At 70.2% G+C, this 21799-nt stretch carries 18 protein-coding genes; 6 read left to right on the forward strand and 12 right to left on the reverse strand.

Translation table 11 applies throughout. The annotated features are described in order from the left end of the window. Nucleotides 1-45: 45 nt before the first annotated feature. Together IF67_RS0122875 and IF67_RS0122880 are read right to left on the reverse strand one after the other, a co-directional pair. Nucleotides 46-426 (reverse strand): hypothetical protein, encoded by a 381-nt coding sequence (locus tag IF67_RS0122875; protein ID WP_030988515.1) that lies wholly within the window; start codon nt 424-426, stop codon nt 46-48. A gap of 15 nt (nt 427-441) precedes the next feature. Continuing rightward, nucleotides 442-1425 (reverse strand): heme o synthase, encoded by a 984-nt coding sequence (locus tag IF67_RS0122880; protein WP_420708704.1) that lies wholly within the window; start codon nt 1423-1425, stop codon nt 442-444. A gap of 458 nt (nt 1426-1883) precedes the next feature. On the opposite strand from IF67_RS0122880, the gene tkt reads away from it, so the two are divergent. Genes tkt through pgl form a run of 5 tightly spaced genes read left to right on the forward strand, consistent with a single transcriptional unit; the run spans nt 1884 to nt 8494 of the window. Then, nucleotides 1884-3986, forward strand: coding sequence for a transketolase (tkt, locus tag IF67_RS0122885; protein WP_030988519.1), 2103 nt, complete (start codon nt 1884-1886; stop codon nt 3984-3986). 34 nt (nt 3987-4020) lie between these two features. After that, nucleotides 4021-5139 (forward strand): transaldolase, encoded by a 1119-nt coding sequence (gene tal / locus IF67_RS0122890; RefSeq protein ID WP_030988521.1) that lies wholly within the window; start codon nt 4021-4023, stop codon nt 5137-5139. 6 nt (nt 5140-5145) lie between these two features. Next, a complete protein-coding gene (gene zwf, locus IF67_RS0122895) occupies nt 5146-6678 on the forward strand; it encodes a glucose-6-phosphate dehydrogenase (RefSeq protein WP_030988523.1) in 1533 nt (510 codons plus the stop codon). After that, complete coding sequence (gene opcA, locus IF67_RS0122900; protein WP_030988525.1) at nt 6675-7715, forward strand: glucose-6-phosphate dehydrogenase assembly protein OpcA; 1041 nt, start codon at nt 6675-6677, stop codon at nt 7713-7715. The genes zwf and opcA overlap by 4 nt, the downstream gene beginning before the upstream one ends. Beyond that, the gene (gene pgl, locus IF67_RS0122905) at nt 7712-8494 is read left to right on the forward strand and encodes a 6-phosphogluconolactonase (protein ID WP_030988527.1); all 783 of its coding nucleotides are present in this window, start codon (nt 7712-7714) and stop codon (nt 8492-8494) included. Before opcA ends, pgl begins: the two co-directional genes overlap by 4 nt. A gap of 90 nt (nt 8495-8584) precedes the next feature. Here the strand turns inward: pgl and pgi are convergent, their stop codons facing one another. From pgi to uvrC, 10 genes are all read right to left on the reverse strand, one after another. Further along, the gene (gene pgi / locus IF67_RS0122910; RefSeq protein ID WP_030988529.1) at nt 8585-10237 is read right to left on the reverse strand and encodes a glucose-6-phosphate isomerase; all 1653 of its coding nucleotides are present in this window, start codon (nt 10235-10237) and stop codon (nt 8585-8587) included. 205 nt (nt 10238-10442) lie between these two features. Continuing rightward, nucleotides 10443-10778, reverse strand: a complete 336-nt coding sequence (locus tag IF67_RS0122915) for an RNA polymerase-binding protein RbpA (protein ID WP_016578660.1) — start codon at nt 10776-10778, stop codon at nt 10443-10445. Between the two features lie 155 nt (nt 10779-10933). Beyond that, nucleotides 10934-11170 (reverse strand): preprotein translocase subunit SecG, encoded by a 237-nt coding sequence (secG, locus tag IF67_RS0122920; RefSeq protein ID WP_030086299.1) that lies wholly within the window; start codon nt 11168-11170, stop codon nt 10934-10936. 141 nt (nt 11171-11311) lie between these two features. Further along, nucleotides 11312-12067 (reverse strand): triose-phosphate isomerase, encoded by a 756-nt coding sequence (gene tpiA / locus IF67_RS0122925; RefSeq protein ID WP_030988532.1) that lies wholly within the window; start codon nt 12065-12067, stop codon nt 11312-11314. Nucleotides 12068-12105: 38 nt separating this feature from the next. Further along, nucleotides 12106-13308: a phosphoglycerate kinase gene (locus tag IF67_RS0122930; protein ID WP_030988535.1), complete on the reverse strand. Its 1203-nt coding sequence runs from the start codon at nt 13306-13308 to the stop codon at nt 12106-12108. A gap of 115 nt (nt 13309-13423) precedes the next feature. Further along, entirely contained in the window at nt 13424-14428 is a 1005-nt protein-coding gene (gene gap, locus IF67_RS0122935) for a type I glyceraldehyde-3-phosphate dehydrogenase (RefSeq protein WP_030988537.1), read from the reverse strand. A 256-nt stretch (nt 14429-14684) separates the two neighbouring features. Beyond that, nucleotides 14685-15674, reverse strand: a complete 990-nt coding sequence (gene whiA / locus IF67_RS0122940) for a DNA-binding protein WhiA (protein WP_030988539.1) — start codon at nt 15672-15674, stop codon at nt 14685-14687. Then, nucleotides 15665-16669 (reverse strand): gluconeogenesis factor YvcK family protein, encoded by a 1005-nt coding sequence (locus tag IF67_RS0122945; protein ID WP_420708705.1) that lies wholly within the window; start codon nt 16667-16669, stop codon nt 15665-15667. The genes whiA and IF67_RS0122945 overlap by 10 nt, the downstream gene beginning before the upstream one ends. 53 nt (nt 16670-16722) lie before the next feature. Beyond that, nucleotides 16723-17667, reverse strand: a complete 945-nt coding sequence (rapZ, locus tag IF67_RS0122950) for an RNase adapter RapZ (RefSeq protein WP_051818455.1) — start codon at nt 17665-17667, stop codon at nt 16723-16725. Then, nucleotides 17664-19754, reverse strand: a complete 2091-nt coding sequence (gene uvrC / locus IF67_RS0122955) for an excinuclease ABC subunit UvrC (RefSeq protein ID WP_030988545.1) — start codon at nt 19752-19754, stop codon at nt 17664-17666. Before uvrC ends, rapZ begins: the two co-directional genes overlap by 4 nt. A 683-nt stretch (nt 19755-20437) precedes the next feature. Between uvrC and IF67_RS0122960 the strand changes: the two genes are divergently transcribed. After that, nucleotides 20438-21724 carry an aminotransferase class V-fold PLP-dependent enzyme gene (locus tag IF67_RS0122960; RefSeq protein WP_199812769.1) on the forward strand — a complete coding sequence of 429 codons (1287 nt, stop codon included), beginning with the start codon at nt 20438-20440 and terminating at the stop codon, nt 21722-21724. Nucleotides 21725-21799: the final 75 nt, after the last annotated feature.

Below are 21799 nucleotides of genomic sequence, written 5' to 3' on the forward strand. Positions count from 1 at the left end.
CGCTTCCGGCGTGCGCCCCGGCGCACGGCGCCCGGCACCGGACCGTCAGCTGTTGGCCGGACCGCCCACCTGGATGCCCGCCATCCGGGACCACTCGTAGCGGCCGGTACGGACCTTGGCGGCGAAGTCGCCGTCGAAGTCGTCGTGGAGCGTGATGCCGGCCTTGTCGGCGGCGTCCTTGGCGGAGCCGAAGGTGTCCGCGACGAGGTTGCCCCACTCGCCGTCGGCTCCGACGAGCGCGATCCGGGTGCGGCCGCGGCCGATGTGTGCGAGCTGGCCTTCGGCGCTGCCGCCGTGGGTGGCGGCGAAGGCACGGATCTGCTTGGCGAGCTTGTCCGCACGCTTGCCGGCCCGCTTGTCGGTGCGCGCCCCGGCCGCCGTCTCCGTCTGCTCGTCTGCCTGCTGGGTGTCTGCCATGAACAGCATGCTACCCATCGGTAATCAGTGAAGGAAGGGATCCACGGCGACGGCGACGAACAGCAGCGACACATAGGTGATGGACCAGTGGAACAGCCGCATCTCCTTGAGCTTGGCGCCCGTGATACCGGCCTTGGCGCGGGCCTGGAGACCGTGCGCCTCCTTGAGCCAGAAGGCGCCGCAGGCGACCGCGACGACGGTGTAGAACCAGCCCGTGTAGCCCAGCGGCTGGAGCAGCAGCGACACGGCCACCATCACCCAGCTGTAGGCGACGATCTGCCGCGCGACGACCTTGTTGCCCACGACGGCCGGCAGCATCGGCACACCGACGCGCGCATAGTCGTCCTTGACCTTCATCGACAGCGGCCAGTAGTGCGGCGGCGTCCAGAAGAAGATGACGAGGAAGAGGACCAGCGCGGCCCAGGAGACCGAATTCGTCACCGCGGACCAGCCGATGAAGACCGGCATACAGCCCGCGATGCCGCCCCAGACGATGTTCTGGCTGGTGCGCCGCTTGAGGATCATCGTGTAAACGACGACGTAGAAAAGCAGCGCACCGAGCGACAGCATTGCCGACAGCGGGTTGACGAGGACCCAGAACCAGGCCGTGGAGCCGACCGCGAGGACGGTCGCGAAGACCAGGCATTCACGGGGGCTCACCATGCCGGTGATCAGGGGCCGCTGGGACGTACGGTCCATCAGCGCGTCGATGTCACGGTCGATGTACATGTTGAAGGCGGCGGCACCACCGGCGGAGAGGTAACCGCCGATGCAGGTCGCCAGCACCAGCCACAGGTCCGGTACACCCTTGGCCGCCAGGAACATCACCGGCACGGTGGTCATCAGCAGCAGCTCGATGACCCGTGGCTTGGTCAGCGCCACGAACGCCTTGACGCGGGCCCCGAACGGCCGCTCACCGGGATTCCGGGGGACCTGAGAGCACTCCCCCACAGCCTTGACGGCGTGGGCGGTGCCCCCACCCGCAGGTCGGGATTCGACGGCCGTCACGCACACCCCTGGAAGTAACATCGGCGGCCTTTGCCGCAGAAGAGATAAGGCCTGCAAGCCCTTCCGGCAGTGAAGACGCGGTAAAGGGCTTGCGCGTACCACGCCACTTTAGACGTTGGCCATACGGCGATCTTCGCGGGGGTGGGGTCGTGTTGGGCGCCCGGCCGTGGGGTGGTGAGGTCATCTCCCCCCGGGCGTTCGCCCGGCGTTCGGGAGGCGAAGGGGGCTGCCGCCCGGCAGTCTGGTTCCTAGGGCCTCACCTCAGGACCGGGAATGCCTCAAGTCCTGATTTGAGCGCCCGAAGCGGCGGGACGCCATGGCATACGCCCACCGACTGAGCGCCGAAATCGCCGACTGAGCGTCGAAAAGACGCACGCCCTTGCGGGGGTAGGCTCGACACCGCCTGGCGGACATACCGTCCGCGGCATTCGACATGTGGAGAGGAGCCCTGACTCAGGGTGAGCACCAAGCCGACCACCACAGATCTCGAGTGGACCGAACTGGATCAGCGGGCAGTGGACACCGTCCGTGTCCTGGCCATGGATTCCGTGCAGAAGGTCGGTAACGGCCATCCCGGTACGGCCATGAGCCTGGCGCCGGCCGCCTACCTTCTCTTCCAGAAGCTGATGCGGCACGACCCGGCGGACGCGAACTGGACCGGCCGCGACCGGTTCGTCCTCTCCGCGGGCCACTCCAGCCTGACCCTCTACATCCAGCTCTACCTCGCCGGTTACGGCCTGGAGCTGGACGACCTGAAGGCGTTCCGCACCTGGGAGTCGAAGACCCCGGGCCACCCCGAGTACGGCCACACCACCGGCGTGGAGACCACCACCGGCCCGCTGGGCCAGGGTGTCGCCAACGCGGTGGGCATGGCGATGGCCGCCCGTTACGAGCGCGGCCTGTTCGACCCGGACGCGCCCCAGGGCAGCTCGCCCTTCGACCACACCATCTACGCCATCGCCGGCGACGGCTGCCTCCAGGAGGGCATCTCCGCCGAGGCCTCCTCGCTCGCGGGCCACCAGAAGCTCGGCAACCTCATCATGCTGTGGGACGACAACCACATCTCGATCGAGGGCGACACCGAGACCGCGGTCTCCGAGGACACCTGCAAGCGCTACGAGGCCTACGGCTGGCACGTGCAGCGGGTGGCTCCGAAGGCGAACGGCGACCTGGACCCCGAGGCGCTGTACCGCGCCGTCGAGGCGGCCAAGGCCGAGACCGGGCGCCCGTCGTTCATCGCGATGCGCTCGATCATCGCCTGGCCGGCCCCCAACGCCCAGAACACCGAGGCCGCGCACGGCTCGGCGCTGGGCGAGGAGGAGGTCGCGGCCACCAAGCGTGTCCTGGGCTTCGACCCGGAGCAGTCCTTCGAGGTCCCCGAAGAGGTGCTCGCGCACACCCGCGCGGCCCTCGACCACGGCCGTGACCTGAAGAAGGAGTGGGAGAAGGGGTTCGCCGACTGGCGCACGACCCAGCCCGAGCACGCCGCGGAGTTCGACCGGATCGCCGCGGGCGAACTGCCCGAGGGCTGGGCGGACCACCTCCCGTCGTTCGAGACCGGCAAGGCCGTGGCCACCCGCGCCGCGTCCGGCAAGGTGCTGCACGCGCTCGGTGCGGTCATCCCCGAGCTGTGGGGCGGCTCCGCCGACCTGGCGGGCTCGAACAACACCACGATCGACAAGACCTCGTCGTTCCTGCCCGAGGGCAACCCCCTGCCGGGCGCGAACCCGTACGGCCGCACGATCCACTTCGGTATCCGTGAGCACTCCATGGCCGCGGAGATGAACGGCATCACGCTGCACGGCAACACCCGTGTCTACGGCGGCACCTTCCTGGTGTTCTCCGACTACATGCGCAACGCCGTCCGGCTGTCCGCGCTGATGCACCTGCCGGTGACGTACGTGTGGACGCACGACTCCATCGGCCTGGGCGAGGACGGACCGACCCACCAGCCGGTCGAGCACCTGGCCTCGCTGCGCGCCATCCCGAACCTGAACATCGTGCGTCCGGCCGACGCCAACGAGACCGCCATCGCCTGGCGCGAGATCCTCAAGCGCTGGACCAAGGAGTACGGCGTGGGGGCCCCGCACGGCCTCGCGCTGACCCGTCAGGGCGTGCCGACGTACCCGGCCGACGAGGACACCGCCAAGGGCGCCTACATCCGGTTCGACGCCGAAGGGGCCGACGGCAAGAGCACCACGCCGCAGGTCGTGCTGATCGGTACCGGTTCCGAGCTCCAGCTCGCCGTCGAGGCGCGCGAGCAGCTTCAGGCCGAGGGCGTCCCCACCCGCGTGGTGTCGATGCCGTGCGTCGAGTGGTTCGACCAGCAGGACCGGGCCTACCGCGACAGCGTGCTCCCCCCGTCCGTCAAGGCCCGTGTCGCCGTCGAAGCCGGCATCGGTCTGACCTGGCACCGCTTCGTCGGTGACGCCGGGCGCATCGTGTCCCTGGAGCACTTCGGTGCCTCGGCCGACGCCAAGGTGCTGTTCCGCGAGTTCGGCTTCACCGCCGACGCGGTCGCCTCCGCCGCCCGGGAATCGATCGAAGCCGCCGCGCGCTGACGCCCGTACACGACAAGTAGGAGATGCAAAACCCATGACAGACGCACTCAAGCGCCTCTCCGACGAAGGCGTCGCGATCTGGCTGGACGACCTGTCGCGCAAGCGCATCACGTCCGGCAACCTCGCCGAGCTGATCGACCAGCAGCACGTCGTCGGTGTCACGACGAACCCGTCGATCTTCCAGAAGGCGATCTCCTCGGGTGACGGCTACGAGCAGCAGCTCGCCGACCTCACCGCCCGTAAGGTCACCGTCGAGGAAGCCCTCCGCATGATCACGACGGCGGACGTCCGTGACGCCGCCGACGTCCTGCGTCCGGTTTTCGACGCCACCGGCGGCCAGGACGGCCGGGTCTCGATCGAGGTGGACCCGCGCCTGGCGCACCACACCACCCCGACCATCGCCGAGGCCAAGCAGCTGGCGTGGCTGGTGGACCGCCCGAACACGCTGATCAAGATCCCGGCCACCAAGGCGGGCCTCCCGGCGATCACCGAGGTCATCGGCCTCGGCATCAGCGTCAATGTCACGCTGATCTTCTCGCTGGAGCGCTACCGCGAGGTCATGGACGCCTACCTGGCGGGCCTGGAGAAGGCCAAGGCCGCGGGCCTGGACCTGTCCCTGATCCGTTCGGTGGCGTCGTTCTTCGTGTCCCGTGTGGACACCGAGATCGACAAGCGCCTGGAGAAGCTGGGCACGGACGAGGCCAAGGCCCTCAAGGGCAAGGCCGCGCTGGCCAACGCGCGGCTGGCCTACGAGGCGTACGAGGAAGTCTTCTCCTCGGACCGCTGGGCCGCCCTCGACAAGGCCGGCGCCAACAAGCAGCGTCCGCTGTGGGCCTCGACCGGCGTCAAGGACCCGGCCTTCAAGGACACGCTGTACGTGGACGAGCTGGTCGCCCCGGGCACGGTCAACACCATGCCGGAGGCCACCCTGGAGGCCACCGCCGACCACGGCGCGATCACCGGTGACACCGTGCGCGGCACGTACGACGCCGCCAGGGCCGACCTGGCGGCGATCGGAAAGCTCGGGATCTCGTACGACGACGTCGTGCAGGTCCTGGAGGACGAGGGCGTGGAGAAGTTCGAGGCGTCCTGGAACGACCTGCTCAAGTCCACGGAGGCGGAACTCGCGCGCCTCGCTCCCTCGGAGGGCTGATCTCCCTTGTCTGATGCACACGGAGCCAACCCGCTTCGTGACGCCCTGGACCGACGGCTCCCGCGTATCGCGGGGCCGTCGGGCCTGGTGATCTTTGGCGTCACGGGCGATTTGTCCCGTAAAAAGCTGATGCCTGCCGTCTACGACCTGGCCAACCGCGGTCTGCTTCCGCCGGGTTTCTCGCTCGTCGGGTTCGCCCGCCGGGAGTGGGAACACGAGGACTTCGCGCAGGAGGTGTACACGGCTGTCAAGGAACACTCGCGTACGCCGTTCCGCGAGGAGGTCTGGCAGCAGCTCGTCCAGGGCTGCCGCTTCGTCCAGGGCAACTTCGACGACGACGAGGCCTTCGAGACGCTCAAGGAGACGATAAACGAGCTCGACAAGGCCCAGGGCACCAACGGCAACTTCGCCTTCTACCTGTCCGTACCGCCGAAGTTCTTCCCCCAGGTCGTCCAGCAGCTGAAGAAGCACGGGCTGGCCGACCAGAAGGAGGGCTCCTGGCGGCGCGCGGTCATCGAGAAGCCGTTCGGGCACAACCTGGAGAGCGCCAAGGAGCTCAACCGGATCGTCCACGAGGTCTTCCCGCCCCACGAGGTCTTCCGGATCGACCACTACCTGGGCAAGGAGACGGTCCAGAACATCCTGGCGCTGCGTTTCGCCAACACGATGTTCGAGCCGCTGTGGAACCGCAGCTATGTCGACCATGTCCAGATCACGATGGCCGAGGACATCGGCATCGGCGGCCGGGCCGGCTACTACGACGGCATCGGCGCCGCCCGGGACGTCATCCAGAACCACCTCCTCCAGCTGCTCGCGCTGACCACGATGGAGGAGCCCTCCTCCTTCGAGGCGGATTCGCTGGTCGCGGAGAAGACCAAGGTGCTGGGCGCGGTCCGGCTGCCCAAGGATCCCGGCAGGGAGACGGTCCGCGCGCAGTACACGGAGGGCTGGCAGGGCGGCGAGAAGGCCGTCGGCTACCTCCAGGAAGACGGCATCGACCCCAAGTCGAAGACCGACACCTATGCCGCGATCAAGCTGTCGATCGACAACCGCCGCTGGGCGGGCGTCCCGTTCTACCTGCGCACCGGCAAGCGCCTCGGCCGCCGCGTCACCGAGATCGCGGTGATCTTCCAGCGCGCCCCGCACTCCCCCTTCGACCGCACCGCCACCGAGGAACTGGGGCAGAACGCCCTGGTCATCCGGGTGCAGCCGGACGAGGGCGTGACCGTCAGGTTCGGCTCCAAGGTGCCGGGCACCTCGATGGAGGTGCGGGACGTGTCGATGGACTTCGCCTACGGCGAGTCCTTCACGGAGTCCAGCCCCGAGGCCTACGAGCGGCTGATCCTCGATGTGCTGCTCGGCGACGCCAACCTCTTCCCGCGCGTGGAGGAGGTGGAGCAGTCCTGGCGGATCCTCGACCCGATCGAGGAGTACTGGGACAAGCACGGCAGGCCCGCGCAGTACCCGGCGGGCACGTGGGGCCCCACCGAGGCGGACGAAATGCTCGCACGAGACGGACGGAGCTGGCGTCGGCCATGAAGATCGATTTGACGGAAACCACGTCCAGCAAGATCAACAAGGCACTGGTCCAGGGCCGCCGCGCCATCGGCACCCCGGCCATCGGCATGGTGCTCACCCTCGTCATCGTCACCGACGAGGAGAACGCCTACGACGCGCTGCGGGCGGCCAACGACGCGTCCCGTGAGCACCCGTCGCGCACTCTCGTCGTCATCAAGCGGGTCAGCCGGTCGCCGCGCGACCGCGCCAAGGCCCGCCTCGACGCCGAGGTGCGGCTCGGCACGGAAGCCGGCACCGGCGAGACGGTGGTACTCCGGCTGTACGGCGATGTGATCGACCACGCCCAGTCGGTGGTGCTGCCGCTGCTGCTGCCGGACGCCCCGGTCGTGGTCTGGTGGGCGGTGAACGCCCCGCTGGACCCGGCCAAGGATCCGCTGGGCGCGCTGGCCCAGCGCCGGGTCACCGACGCCTACGCCGCCGAGCAGCCCATCCAGGAGCTGTCCGCACGCGCCGACACCTACACGCCGGGCGACACGGACCTGTCCTGGACCCGCATCACGCCCTGGCGCTCGATGCTGGCGGCGGCGCTCGACCAGGCCCCGTGCACGGTCACCTCGGCCGAGGTGACCGGCGAGGAGTTCAACCCCAGCTGCGAGCTGCTCGCCATGTGGCTGGCCGACAGGCTGAAGATCCCGGTCACCCGCAAGGTCTCCGACGGCCCCGGTCTGACGGCCGCACGGATGGAGTCCGGCAACGGCGCGATCGTGCTGGACCGCCCGGACGGTTCGCTGGCCACGCTCTCGATGCCGGCCCAGCCGGACCGTGCGGTGGCGCTCAAGCGGCGGGACACCGCCGAGCTGCTCGCCGAGGAGCTGCGCCGGCTCGACCCGGACGAGATCTACGCCCAGTCGCTGAAGTACGGCGTGGACCGGATCGGTGACGGCAAGAGCGGGAACCCGGGCTCCGGGAACCCGGGCTCCGGCGAGCCGGCGGCCGGCGAGAGCGCCCCGGAGAAGCCCGCGGCGAAGAAGGCCGCAAAGAAGGCGGCCGCCAAGTGAGCGCTCCGCAGGTGGTCGTCCACCGCGACAAGGAGCTGATGGCCAAGGCCGCGGCGGCCCGGCTGATCACGAAGGTCGTGGACGCCCAGGCCGCCCGCGGCTTCGCCTCCGTGGTCCTGACGGGCGGGCGCAACGGCAACGGGCTGCTCGCGGCCCTCGCCGAGGCGCCCGCCCGGGACGCGGTGGACTGGTCGCGGCTCGACCTGTGGTGGGGCGACGAGCGGTTCCTGCCGGACGGCGATCCGGAGCGCAACTACACCCAGGCCAGGGAGGTGCTGCTGGACAGCGTCCCGCTGAACCCGGCCCGGGTGCACCCCATGCCGCCGTCGGACGGCCCGTACGGCAATGACGCCGACGCCGCCGCCGAGGCGTACGCGGCCGAACTGGCCGCCGCCGCGGGCCCCGAGGACCACGGCCCGGTGCCGTCCTTCGACGTGCTGCTGGTGGGTGTCGGACCGGACACCCATGTCGCCTCGCTCTTCCCGGAGCTGCCTGCCGTCTACGAGCAGGAGCGGACGGTGGTGGGGGTGCACGGCGCACCGAAGCCGCCGCCCATCCGCACCTCACTGACCCTGCCCGCGATCCGCGCGGCACGGGAGGTGTGGCTGCTGGCGGCCGGCGAGGACAAGGCCAACGCCGCGGCCATGGCCCTCTCCGGCGCCGGAGAGGTCCAGGCCCCGGCGGCCGGCGCACGGGGCCGCAGCCGGACCCTGTGGCTGCTGGACGAGGCAGCGGCGGCCCAGCTGCCGCGCGACCTCTACCCGCCGGCGTCGGCCTGACCGCCGCACCGAGCCATGCCGAAGGCCCCGCACCCTCGAGGGTGCGGGGCCTTCGGCGTCACCGTGGTCGCCCTGCGGCGATCCGGGGGATCAACGCCCGCGCAGCTCCCGGTACTTGGCGACCAGGCCGGACGTGGAGGCGTCGAGGCCCGGCACCTCGGCGCCCTCCGTCAGGGCCGGTTCGACGCGCTTGGCGAGGACCTTGCCCAGCTCCACGCCCCACTGGTCGAAGGAGTCGATGTTCCACACCGCGCCCTGGACGAACACCTTGTGCTCGTAGAGCGCGACCAACTGGCCCAGCACGGACGGGCTGAGCTCCTTGGCCAGGATGGTGGTGTTGGGTCGGTTGCCCGGGAACGTCTTGTGCGGCACCAGTTCCTCGGCCACGCCCTCGGCGCGCACCTCATCGGGCGTCTTGCCGAACGCCAGCGCCTGGCCCTGGGCGAACAGATTGGCCATCAGCAGGTCGTGCTGGGCGACCAGGCCCGGCTGGAGATCGGCGACCGGCCGGGCGAAGCCGATGAAGTCGGCCGGGATCATCTTCGTGCCCTGGTGGAGCAACTGGTAGTACGCGTGCTGGCCGTTCGTGCCGGGTGTGCCCCAGACGACGGGGCCGGTCTGCCAGTCGACCCGGTTGCCCTCGCGGTCGACGGACTTGCCGTCGGACTCCATGTCCAGCTGCTGGAGGTAGGCGGTGAACTTGGAGAAGTAGTGGCTGTAGGGCAGCACGGCATGCGACTGGGCGTCCCAGAAGTTGCCGTACCAGATGCCGAGCAGTCCCAGCAGCAGCGGGACGTTCTCCTGCGGCGGGGCGCTGCGGAAGTGCTCGTCGACGAGGTGGAAGCCGGCCAGCATCTCGCGGAAGCGCTCCGGGCCGATTGCCACCATCAGGGACAAGCCGATGGCGGAGTCGTAGGAGTAACGGCCGCCGACCCAGTCCCAGAACTCGAACATGTTGTCCGTGTCGATGCCGAACTCCGCGACCTTCCCGGCGTTGGTCGACACCGCCACGAAGTGCTTGGCGACGGCTTCGGTCCCGGCGCCCAGACCGGTCAGCAGCCAGTCGCGGGCCGAGGTGGCGTTGGTGATCGTCTCGATGGTGGTGAAGGTCTTCGAGGCGACGATGAACAGCGTCTCGGCCGGGTCCAGATCGCGTACCGCCTCGTGCAGATCGGCGCCGTCCACATTGGAGACAAAGCGGAACTGCATGTCCCGGTGGGTGAAGGCGCGCAGCGCCTCGTACGCCATCGCCGGACCCAGGTCCGAGCCGCCGATACCGATGTTGACGACGGTCTTGATGCGCTTGCCGGTGTGGCCCTTCCAGTCGCCGGAGCGGATCCGGTCGCAGAAGGTGCCCATCCTCGTCAGGACGTGGTGCACTCCGGGGACGACGTTCTCGCCGTCGCTCTCGATGACCTCGGAGGCGGGGGCGCGCAGCGCGACGTGCAGCACGGAGCGCTGCTCGGTGACGTTGATCTTCTCCCCGCGGAACATCGCGTCCCGCAGCTCCGCCACACCCGTCGCCGCGGCCAGGTCGCGCAGCAGCTCCAGCGTCTCGTCGGTGACCAGGTGCTTGGAGTAGTCCAGGTGCAGATCACCGACCTGGAGGGTGTAGCGCTCGGCGCGCGCCGGGTCCCGCTCGAAGAGCTCGCGCAGATGCACCTGCGCCAGCTGCTCCCGGTGCTTGCTCAGCGCGGTCCACTCAGGCATCTGATCGAGCCTGCTGCGGCCTTCTGCGTTCATCTCGGACATCAGCCTTCTTCATCTCGTACCGGCCCCGCCATCTCCCAACCTAATTGATCAGCGCGCGGTACGAGGTATCTGTCCGCCGTCGGACGGGACGCTGTCGGGGGCCTGAAGAACAGGTATCGGCGGCACCTACGCGGCCGGCCCGGCCGGAGGGCAGTGTGTCCCTCCGGCCGGGCCGGCCGGTGTGTGTGCTGGTCCGTCAGATCTCGCCGCGGAGCTTGGCGAGCGCCTCCGCGAGGATCGCCTCACCGTCGGCGTCGCTGCGGCGCTCCCGGACGTAGGCGAGGTGGGTCTTGTACGGCTCGGTGCGCGGCGGGTCCGGCGGGCTGTCCCGGTCCTTGCCTGCCGGGAAACCACAGCGCGGGCAGTCCCAGGTGTCGGGAACCTGCGCATCGCCGGCGAAGCTGGGCTGCGTCTCGTGCCCGTTGGAGCACCAGAAGGAGATGCGGATGCGCGGCGCGGACTCGCCGCGCTCGGCCTCCCCCATCGGCCCCGCCCCGACCCGACTTCCTCGGATCGCGTTGCCACTTGCCACGGTCGTAACTCCCTGCGTAATGGTGCTGCACAGCCTCTCGCAGCAGCTGCGCTGCGGAACGCCCCAGTCTACGTAAGGCCCAACGCGCGTCCAGTGGCTGGAGTTACCCGTCCGAGGACGCCACCCTGATGATAAGCCGCTCCTCCGACGCTGTGTCAGCTGCCGAGCTTCATCAGGATGCCGAGCACGACAATGCAGGCGAACCACAGCAGACCGATCACGATGGTGATGCGGTCGAGGTTGCGCTCGGCGACCGAGGAGCCACCGACCGAGGACTGCATACCGCCACCGAACATGTCGGACAGGCCGCCGCCCTTCCCCTTGTGCATGAGCACCAGCATCATCAGCAGCAGGCTGAAGACGATGAGGGCGATCGAGAACCCGATGACCACGGCTGGACCAACTCTCTAGGACTGACGGACGGACGTATGGATCACGATATCCGCAACAAACGCTGCGGGGCCGGGGGCGGCGCTGCTGCACCGGTCCCGGCCCCGACAGGGTACGACGAGGGCTCCCCCTCGTCATAGCTGCTACTGGTCGCGGAAGCGGACGATCTTCACAAACTCTTCCGAGTCGAGGGCCGCGCCACCGATCAGCGCGCCGTCGACATCGGGCTGCGCCATGATCGCGGCGACATTGCCGGACTTGACCGAGCCGCCGTACTGGATGCGGACCTTGTCGGCCAGCTCCTGGCTGTAGAGCTCGGCGAGGCGGCCGCGGATGGCACCGCAGACCTCCTGCGCGTCCTCGGGGGTGGCGACCTCGCCGGTGCCGATGGCCCACACCGGCTCGTAGGCGATCACGATGGTCTCGGCCTGCTCGGCCGGGACGTCCGCCAGACCGCCGTCGACCTGGGCGAGGGTGTGCGCGACCTGGTTGCCGGCCTTGCGGACGTCCAGGCCCTCACCGACGCACAGGATCGGGGTGAGGCCGTGCTTGAACGCGGCCTTGACCTTGGCGTTGCAGATCTCTTCGTTCTCGCCGTGGTACTGGCGGCGCTCGCTGTGGCCGACGGCCACGAAGGCGCACTTGAGCTTGGAGAGCATCGCGCCGGAGATCTCACCGGTGTAGGCACCGGAGTCGTGCGCGGAGATGTCCTGGGCGCCGTACTTGATCTTGAGCTTGTCGCCGTCGACCAGCGTCTGCACCGACCGCAGGTCAGTGAAGGGCGGCAGGACCGCGACCTCTACGGCGTCGAAGTCCTTGTCGGCAAGGGCGAAGGCGAGCTTCTGGACGTGGGCGATGGCCTCGAGGTGGTTGAGGTTCATCTTCCAGTTGCCCGCCATCAGCGGGGTGCGGCCGTTGTTCAGAGCGGTCACGTTGTTCAGTCCTCCAGTGCGGCGAGGCCGGGGAGCGTCTTGCCCTCGAGGTATTCGAGGCTGGCGCCACCACCGGTCGAGATGTGGCCGAATGCGTTCTCGTCGAAGCCCAGCAGACGTACGGCGGCGGCCGAGTCACCGCCACCGACGACGGTGAAGGCGTCCGAGTCCAGCAGGCCCTGCGCGACGGCCTTGGTGCCGTCGGCGTAGTCGGGGTGCTCGAAGACGCCCATCGGGCCGTTCCAGAAGACCGTGCCCGCGTCGGCGCACTTCGCGGCGTAGAGCTCGCGGGTCTTCGGGCCGATGTCCAGGCCCTCCTGGTCGGCCGGGATGGCGTCCGAGGCGACGACGTCGGGGTGGGCCGGGGCCTTGGTCTTCAGGTCGGGGAACTGGGCCGAAACCAGTACGTCGACGGGGAGCACGAACTCCACGCCGCGCTTCTCGGCCCGTGCCAGGTACTCCTGGCAGGCCGGGACCTGGTCCTCCTGGAGCAGCGAGATACCGACCTCGTGGCCCTTGGCCTTGAGGAAGGTGTACGCCATACCGCCGCCGACCAGGATGCGGTCGGCCTTCTCCAGCAGCTGGTCGATGACGGCCAGCTTGTCGGAGACCTTGGCGCCGCCGAGCGCGACGACGTACGGGCGCTTGACGTCGTCGGTGAGCTTCTTCAGGACCCGGACCTCGGTGGCGATCAGATCACCGGCGGCGTGCGGAAGGCGCGCGGGCAGGTCGTACACGGAGGCGTGCTTGCGGTGCACCGCACCGAAGCCGTCGCCCACGTAGAGGTCGGCGAGGGCGGCGAGCTGGTCGGCGAAGGCACCGCGCTCGGCGTCGTCCTTGCTGGTCTCGCCCGGGTTGAAGCGAAGGTTCTCCAGCACGGCCACCTGGCCGTCGACCAGGCCCGCGGTCACCGAGCGGGCGGACTCGCCGACCGTGTCGGTGGCGAACGCCACGGCCTGACCGAGGATTTCACCCAGCCGCTCGGCCGCGGGGGCCAGCGAGAAGGCCGGGTCCGGGGCTCCCTTGGGGCGGCCCAGGTGGGAGGCGACGATCACCTTGGCGCCGCGCTCGACGAGCTTGGCGATCGTCGGGGCGACGGCGCGGATCCGGCCGTCGTCGGTGATGGTGGTGCCGTCCAGCGGCACGTTCAGGTCGGCGCGGACGAAGACCCGCTTACCGGCTACCTGGAGGTCGTCGATCGTCTTCATGAGGAGTGACTCCATCACATGGGTCGGTCGGTCGCGGAACGGGGCCCGTACGACGCCTCATCGCGTCGCACGAGCCCCGTCCCCACATCTCGGTGTCTCGGGTGTCAACCAGAGATCAGAGCTGGCCGCCGACGAAGGTGGTCAGGTCCACCAGGCGGTTGGAGTAGCCCCACTCGTTGTCGTACCAGCCGACGACCTTGACCTGCTTGCCCTGCGACATGGTCAGCTGGGAGTCGAAGGTGCAGGAGGCCGGGAAGTTCACGATGTCCGAGGAGACGATCGGGTCCTCGGTGTACTCGAGGATGCCCTTGAGCTGACCCTCGGCGGCCTTCTGGAAGGCGGTGTTGATCTCGTCCTTGGTGACCTCGCGGTCGAGCTCCAGCACCAGGTCGGTGACCGAGCCGGTGGGGACGGGCACGCGCATCGCGATGCCGTCCAGCTTGCCCTTGAGCTGCGGGAGGACCAGGGCGGTGGCCTTGGCGGCACCCGTCGAGGTCGGGATGATGTTCTCCGCGGCGGCGCGGGCGCGGCGCAGGTCGCTGTGCGGGAAGTCCAGGATGCGCTGGTCGTTGGTGTACGCGTGGACCGTGGTCATCATGCCCTTGACGATGCCGAAGTTCTCGTCGAGAACCTTCGCCATCGGCGCCACACAGTTGGTGGTGCAGGAGGCGTTGGAGATGACGTTGTGCTTGGCGGCGTCGTACTTGTCCTGGTTGACGCCCATCACGATCGTGATGTCCTCGTCCTTGGCGGGCGCGGAGATCAGGACCTTCTTGGCGCCGGCCGCGAGGTGCTTCTCGGCGTCGGCCTTCTTGGTGAAGATGCCGGTCGACTCGATGACGATGTCGGCGCCGAGCTCGGCCCAGGGGAGCTTCGCCGGGTCGCGCTCGGCCATCGTCTTGAAGGTCTGGTTGCCGACCGTGATGGTGTCGTCGGTGTGGCTGACGTCCTGCTTGAGGCGACCCAGAATGGTGTCGTACTTCAGCAGGTGGACCAGGGTGGCGTTGTCGGTCAGGTCGTTGACACCGACGATCTCGATGTCCGCGCCCTGCTCCAGGAGCGCGCGGAAGTAGTTACGACCAATGCGGCCGAATCCGTTGATGCCTACGCGGATCGTCACGAACCGATCTCCTCGTTGGTACGCCGGCGCAGTTACCGGCGAGCTGTATGGGATGTCCCCGACCGCCTCCGACCCTACCCCCTGTAAGAGACGTACGTGACATTGACATCGGCCTCCAAAGGTGCTCAAGTGAGCGCCCTTCAGCCCCTCTGACGCCCGCTCCTGCGCACCCCCGTCACCACGTCCGCATACGGCGGCGCCCCCGGCGCCCGGTGCGGGCGCCGGGGGCGCAAGACGGCGAAGGACCGGCTCCCGTTCAGCCGACCATGCCCTCGGCGAGTTCCTCGGTGAGGGTGGACTCGGTGCCGGGGATGCCGAGGTCCTGGGCGCGCTTGTCGGCCATCGCCAGCAGCCGGCGGATCCGGCCGGCGACGGCGTCCTTGGTCAGCGGCGGGTCGGCGAGGGCACCCAGCTCCTCCAGGGACGCCTGCTTGTGCTCCATGCGCAGACGGCCGGCCGCCGCAAGGTGCTCGGGGACCTCCTCGCCCAGGATCTCCAGGGCCCGCTGGACCCGGGCGCCCGCGGCGACCGCGGCGCGTGCCGAGCGGCGGAGGTTGGCGTCGTCGAAGTTGGCGAGGCGGTTGGCGGTGGCGCGGACCTCGCGGCGCATCCGCCGCTCCTCCCACGCGAGCACCGACTCATGGGCGCCGAGCCGCGTCAGCAGCGCGCCGATCGCGTCACCGTCCCGGACGACGACGCGGTCCACGCCGCGCACCTCGCGGGCCTTCGCGCCGATGCCGAGCCGGCGGGCGGCGCCGACCAGTGCGAGTGCCGCCTCGGGCCCGGGGCAGGTGACCTCCAGCGACGAGGAGCGGCCGGGTTCGGTCAGCGAGCCGTGGGCCAGGAAGGCCCCGCGCCAGGCCGCCTCGGCGTCGCAGGTCGCGCCGGAGACCACCTGCGGGGGCAGACCGCGGATGGGGCGGCCGCGGCCGTCCACCAGGCCGGTCTGGCGCGCCAGCTGGTCGCCGCCGGCCACGACCCGTACGACGTAGCGGCTGCCGCGCCGCAGGCCGCCGGGGGCCATCACCACCAGGTCGGAGCTGTGCCCGAAGATCTCCAGGATGTCCTTGCGCAGCCGCCGGGCCGCGATGCCCGTATCCAGCTCCGCCTCGATCACGATGCGTCCGCTGACCAGGTGCAGACCGCCCGCGAACCGCAGGATCGACGAGACCTCCGACTTCCGGCAGCAGGTCCGGGTGACGGGGAGCCGGGAGATTTCATCCTTCACCGCTGCCGTCATCGCCATGGGCCGATCCTTCCATGCATCCGAAAAATACGGTCGTACGCGGCTGCCAGCAGCTCCGGGTCGTGCCGGTCGGGGGCTTGCCCGGTGCTGGACCGGGTGTCGTCTCCTTGTGCGGCGACCGCCGCCAGCTCGACCTCGCTGCCGACCAGCTGCTTGGCGGCAACCGTCAGACCTTCGATGTCGGGCACGGCGGCCTTGTCGGCCAGCACCACGTCGAAGGCGAGTTTAGGGGCGTGTCGGGCCAAAACCTCCAAATGACGCTGCGGGGAGAAGCCATCGGTTTCGCCCGGTTGGGGCGCAAGGTTGAGCGAAAGGACTTTTCGGGCCTTGGTCTCCTCCAGCGCCTCGCGCAGCTCCGGCACCAGAAGATGCGGGATCACGGAGGAGAACCAGGAGCCCGGGCCGAGCACCACCCAGTCGGCGTCCCGCACCGCGGCGACCGCCTCGGGGACGGCCGGCGGCTCCTTCGGCACCACATGGACGGACTGCACCTCACCGCGGGTGAGCGCAACGGTGGCCTGGCCGCGAACCGTGGTGATCGCGTCAGGACGGTCCGGTTCATGGCCCTTGACCTGGGCCTGGAGCTCCAGGGGCACCGCCGACATGGGCAGCACCCGGCCGTGCGCGCCGAGCAGCTTGCCGACCAGGTCGAGCGCCTGGACGTGGTCGCCGAGCTGCTCCCACAGCGCGACGATCAGCAGATTGCCGACCGCGTGGTCGTGCAGCTCGCCCTCGCTCTGGAAGCGGTGCTGGATCACCTGGGACCAGGTCTGGCCCCATTCGTCGTCGCCGCACAGCGCGGCCAGCGCCTTGCGCAGATCGCCGGGCGGCAGGACGCCCAGCTCGTCGCGGAGGCGGCCGCTGGAGCCGCCGTCGTCGGCGACCGTGACCACGGCGGTCAGGTCACCGGTGATGCGGCGCAGCGCGGTCAGCGAGGCGGACAGGCCCATGCCCCCGCCCAGGGCCACCACCTTGGGGGTGGCCCCCTTCGTCATACGGCCGCTGGGGACAAATCGCCGGACCCTGCGCAGCCGTGGTGCACGCGCGCTCACTCGCGCCCCATGTCCCGGTGGACGACGACGGTTTCCACTCCCTCGGAGACCAGGCGCCGGGCCAGCTTCTCGGACATCGCGACGCTGCGGTGCTTGCCGCCCGTACAGCCCACCGCGATGGTCACATAACGCTTGCCCTCACGGCGGTAGCCCTCGGCGACGATCCGCAGCAGCTCGGCATAGCCGTCCAGGAACTCCTTGGAGCCGGGCTGGCTGAAGACGTAGCTGGAGACCTCGTCGTTGAGACCCGTGAAGGGGCGCAGCTCGGGGACCCAGTGCGGGTTGGGGATGAAGCGGCAGTCGATGACCATGTCGGCGTCGACCGGCAGGCCGTACTTGAAGCCGAAGGACATGACCGTGGCGCGCAGCTCGGGTACCTCTTCGCCAGCGAACTGGGCATCCATCTTGGCGCGCAGTTCGTGGACGTTGAGGCTGGAGGTGTCGATGACCAGGTCGGCGTCGCCGCGCAGCTCACGCAGCAGGTCGCGCTCGGCGGCGATGCCGTCGACGATCCGGCCGTCGCCCTGGAGGGGGTGCGGACGGCGCACGGACTCGAAGCGGCGCACCAGGGCCTCGTCGGAGGACTCCAGGAAGACGATGCGGCGCTTGACGTTCTGCGCGTCGAGGGTGGCCAGCGATTCCTTGAGGTTGGCGAAGAAACGGCGGCCGCGGACGTCGACGACGACCGCGATCCGGGCCACATTGCCCTGCGAGCGGGCGCCGAGCTCGACCATCGGCGCGATCAGCTCGGGCGGGATGTTGTCGACCACGAACCAGCCGAGGTCCTCCAGGCACTTCGCGGCGGTGCTGCGGCCCGCGCCGGACATCCCGGAGATGATCACCAACTCGGGGATCGCGGCGCTCTCGCCGTTGTCGGTCGTGCCCGTACTCACCTGTGCACCGTCTCTCTCGGTTTTCTGCGCTTCATGCGGTGTGCTCATCGTTCCTGCCCCCGTTCTGCCGACAACGCGGCCGGTGGGACCCCGTCATCCTCAATGATCTCTCCTGTGGCGGTGTTCACCGCGGGGGCGGACGGTGCCGCCCCGGCCAGGGCCGCGGCGACCGTCTCCGCGGTCTTGCGGCCGACGCCCGGGACCTCGCAGATTTCGTCGACCGTCGCGGCCCGCAGCTTCTTCAACGAGCCGAAGTGCTTGAGCAGTGCCTGGCGGCGGGTGTCGCCCAGCCCGGCGACGGCATCGAGCGGCGAGGACTTCAGCCGCTTGGTGCGCTTGCTGCGCTGGTAGGCGATGGCGAAGCGGTGTGCCTCGTCGCGGACGCGCTGGAGGAGGTAGAGGCCCTCGCTGCTGCGCGGCAGCACGACCGGGTCGTCCTCCTCCGGGAGCCATACCTCTTCGAGGCGCTTGGCCAGGCCGCAGACGGCGACATCGTCGATACCGAGCTCGTCCAGGGCCCGGCGGGCGGCCGCGACCTGCGGGGCGCCGCCGTCGACGACCACGAGCTGGGGCGGGTAGGCGAACCGCTTGGGGCGGCCGTCCTCGTCGGTCGGGCGGCCGGCCATCGGGTCCGGCTCCAGGTCGTCCGTGCTCGCGGTGACGGTGGTGGCCGTGGCGCCGTTGTCGTCCACGCGGGCGTCGTCGGCCGGCTCCTCCGTCCACTCGCCGGACTTCTGCTTCTCCTGGAGATAGCGCTTGAAGCGGCGGCCGATGACCTCGTGCATGGACCGGACATCGTCCTGGCCCTGGAAGCTCTTGATCTGGAAGCGGCGGTATTCGCTCTTCCGGGCGAGACCGTCCTCGAACACCACCATCGAGGCGACGACGTCATCGCCCTGGAGGTGGGAGATGTCGAAGCACTCGATGCGCAACGGCACCGCATCCAGGCCGAGGGCCCCGGCGATCTCCTCCAGGGCGCGGGAGCGGGTGGTCAGGTCGGAGGCACGCTTGGTCTTGTGCAGGCCCAGCGCCTGCTGGGCGTTGCGGCCGACCGTGGCCATCAGGTCCTTCTTGTCGCCACGCTGCGGGATGCGCAGCGAGACCTGGGAGCCGCGGCGCTCGGAGAGCCACTGCGCGACCGGCTCGACGGGCTCGGGCAGCGCCGGGACCAGGACCTCCTTGGGGACGGCGTCGCCCCGCTCCTCGCCGTACAGCTGCTGGAGGGCGTGCTCGACGAGGCCGCTGGTGGTGACGGCCTCGACCTTGTCCGTCACCCAGCCGCGCTGGCCGCGCACCCGGCCGCCGCGGACGTGGAAGATCTGGACGGCGGCTTCGAGTTCGTCCTCGGCGACCGCGATCAGATCGGCGTCGGTGGCGTCGGCCAGCACCACGGCGCTCTTCTCCATGGCCCGCTTGAGCGCCCCTATGTCGTCCCGCAGCCGGGCGGCGCGCTCGTACTCCAGCTCCTCGGCGGCCTCCTGCATCCCGCGCTCCAGGCGGCGGATGTGGGCGCCGGTGCGGCCGGCCATGAAGTCGCAGAATTCCTCGGCGAGTTCGCGGTGCTCCTCGGGGGAGATCCGCCCGACACAGGGGGCCGAGCACTTGCCGATGTAGCCGAGCAGACAGGGGCGGCCGATCTGGGCGGAGCGCTTGAAGACACCGGCGGAGCACGTCCGTACCGGGAAGACGCGCAGCATCAGGTCGACGGTCTCGCGGATGGCCCAGGCGTGGCCGTACGGACCGAAGTAGCGCACGCCCTTCTTCTTGGCGCCGCGCATGACCTGGACGCGGGGGAACTCCTCGTTGAGGGTCACCGCGAGGTACGGATAGCTCTTGTCGTCGCGGTACTTGACGTTGAAACGCGGGTCGAACTCCTTGATCCAGCTGTATTCGAGCTGGAGCGCCTCGACCTCGGTGGAGACGACGGTCCACTCCACGGAGGCGGCGGTGGTGACCATCGTGCGCGTCCGCGGATGGAGGCCGGCCAGGTCCTGGAAGTAGTTGGCCAGGCGCTGGCGCAGGCTCTTGGCCTTGCCGACGTAGATGACCCGGCCGTGTTCGTCGCGGAACTTATAGACCCCCGGCGAGTCGGGGATCTGTCCCGGCTTGGGTCGATAGCTGCTGGGGTCTGCCATGCACACCACCCTACTGACCGCGACCGACAATCACCGTGCCCGGACCACCCCCGCCCCGCGGCCGGCGGCGCCGGTCCGCGGGGCCCGGCGGCCGGGACGCGGGAGACGGCGGCCGGGACGCGGGAGACGGAAGCGGGTGACGCTCCTTGTGGCCGGACTCCGGGGGGCGGGCGATACGTGCTGCGTCCCCCTGCGGACGGCAGCGGGCGGCTGTGGTCGGCTGCGGGCGGGCGGATGTGGACGTCGGTGGTCATCCGTGCAACGACGTGCGACGTAGCAGACCGGCGCGGTCCCGTGGAAGCGATCCCGCAGCAGGAGCGCTTCCGGCCAGGCCCCGCCGGGACGGCACGTCAACGATGTGACAGGCCGTCAATGAGCCGCACGGACCACCGGGATGGGGCGCCTGGCGGCGCGCAGACGCGGCGCAAATACCGTCAATTCCGGTAGTCGATCTTGTGGACGCTCGCCGGAATGACGCGGAAGTGAGTGCCGTCTGCGGCCCGGCTCGGCAACGCTGTCCGGGTGACTTCAGAACGCGTCCCCGCGCCGGACGGGAGAGCGCGCGCCAGGTGCGCGGACCATCGGCTGCGGGCCGGGCGCCGGCACCGCCCTGGGGGCGGCTCCACCGCGCCGGGCCGATGTCCACCGCTCTCCCCCGGGCCGGTGACCTGCCGGGAGCTGCCGTGACGGCCCCGGAGGGCGGGCAGGCCGCCCTGCGCAAGGCCGCCCGGCGGGCCCGGCGGCTGGACGCACGGGACCCGCTGGCGCCGTTCCTCGGCCGTTTCGCCCCGGTACCGGACGGCCGGCTGTTCCTCGACAGCAGCTCACTGGGCCGGCTGCCCGCCGCCGCCCCGGAGCTGCTGGACCGGGTGGTGCGCGGCGACTGGGGCGACCGGCTCGCCCAGGGCCGTGCGCCGTGGCGGGACCTGCCGCAGCGAATCGGCGACCGGATGGCCGGGACCGTGCTCGGCGCCCGGCCGGGCGAGGTGGTCGCCGCCGACTGCACCAGCGTCAACCTCTACAAGCTCACGGTCGCCGCGCTGGACGCACGCCGCGGGCGGCGGACCGTGGTGGTGGACGACGACAACTCCCCCACCGACCGCTACGTCGTGGCCGGGGTCGCCGCCGAGCACGAGCGGGCGCTGCGCACCGTGCACACCCACCCGGAGACCGGCCTCGACATGGAGACGCTGCGGGCGGCAGTGGACGAGGATGTCGCGGTGGTCGTGCTCTCGCTGGTCTCGCACCGCTCCGGGGCGCTGCTCGACATGGCCGAGGTGCACGGGATCGCGCACGCCCAAGGGGCGCTGGTGCTGTGGGACCTCAGTCATGCGGTGGGTGCGGTGGACCTCCAACTGGCCGCCACCGGGGCCGATATGGCGGTCGCCGCGACGTACAAGCATCTGATGGCGGGGCCCGGCTGCCCGGCGCTGCTGTACGTACGGCGGGATCTTCAGCCGTACGCCGTGCAGCCGGTGCACGGCTGGTACGGGCATCGCGAACAGCTCGCCGGGTCCGTGCCGTACGACCCCGATCCGACCGTCCGGCGCTTCTTGACCGGCACCCCGCCCGCACTGTCGCTGGCCGCCGCGGAGCCCGCGCTGGACCTGCTGGCCGAGGCGGGGATGGCCGCGGTACGGGCCAAGAGCCGGGCACTGACCGGGTTCCTGACGGAGCTGGCCGGGGCCGTGCTGGAGCCGTACGGGCTGCGTCCCGCCGGGCCCGCCGACCCGGAGCGGCGCGGCGCCCATGTCACCTACCGGCATCCACGGGCCGGGGAGCTGGTGGCGGCGCTCGCCGGGGCGGGCCTGTTCGTGGACCACCTTCCCCCGGACCGGGTGCGCCTCTCCCCCGGACCGCTGTCGACCCGGTTTGCGGATGTTCTGGAGGCGGTGCGCCGGTTCCGGGAGGTGCTGAGCGGCTCCGACCCGGCCGGGGTGGCCGCCGGCACGGGCGAGTGGGGGGTGTGAGCCGTCGGGGCTTGGTCACGGGGGCATCGCGCCGCCCAACGCCCCCACCCCCGAACCCACCCCCGCCCCCTCCCC

Source organism: Streptomyces sp. NRRL S-1813, assembly GCF_000719605.1.
Taxonomy (GTDB): domain Bacteria; phylum Actinomycetota; class Actinomycetes; order Streptomycetales; family Streptomycetaceae; genus Streptomyces; species Streptomyces decoyicus.

Excerpts from the sequence above, each read along its gene's own strand:
- whiA (WP_030988539.1), bottom strand. The coding sequence starts at position 15,674 with ATGGCGATGACGGCAGCGGTGAAGGATGAAATCTCCCGGCTCCCCGTC.
- IF67_RS0122930 (WP_030988535.1), bottom strand. The coding sequence starts at position 13,308 with ATGAAGACGATCGACGACCTCCAGGTAGCCGGTAAGCGGGTCTTCGTC.
- rapZ (WP_051818455.1), bottom strand. The coding sequence starts at position 17,667 with ATGAGCACACCGCATGAAGCGCAGAAAACCGAGAGAGACGGTGCACAG.
- tal (WP_030988521.1), top strand. The coding sequence starts at position 4,021 with ATGACAGACGCACTCAAGCGCCTCTCCGACGAAGGCGTCGCGATCTGG.
- uvrC (WP_030988545.1), bottom strand. The coding sequence starts at position 19,754 with ATGGCAGACCCCAGCAGCTATCGACCCAAGCCGGGACAGATCCCCGAC.
- pgi (WP_030988529.1), bottom strand. The coding sequence starts at position 10,237 with ATGAACGCAGAAGGCCGCAGCAGGCTCGATCAGATGCCTGAGTGGACC.
- opcA (WP_030988525.1), top strand. The coding sequence starts at position 6,675 with ATGAAGATCGATTTGACGGAAACCACGTCCAGCAAGATCAACAAGGCA.
- tpiA (WP_030988532.1), bottom strand. The coding sequence starts at position 12,067 with ATGGCGGGCAACTGGAAGATGAACCTCAACCACCTCGAGGCCATCGCC.
- IF67_RS0122945 (WP_420708705.1), bottom strand. The coding sequence starts at position 16,669 with ATGACGAAGGGGGCCACCCCCAAGGTGGTGGCCCTGGGCGGGGGCATG.
- IF67_RS0122875 (WP_030988515.1), bottom strand. The coding sequence starts at position 426 with ATGCTGTTCATGGCAGACACCCAGCAGGCAGACGAGCAGACGGAGACG.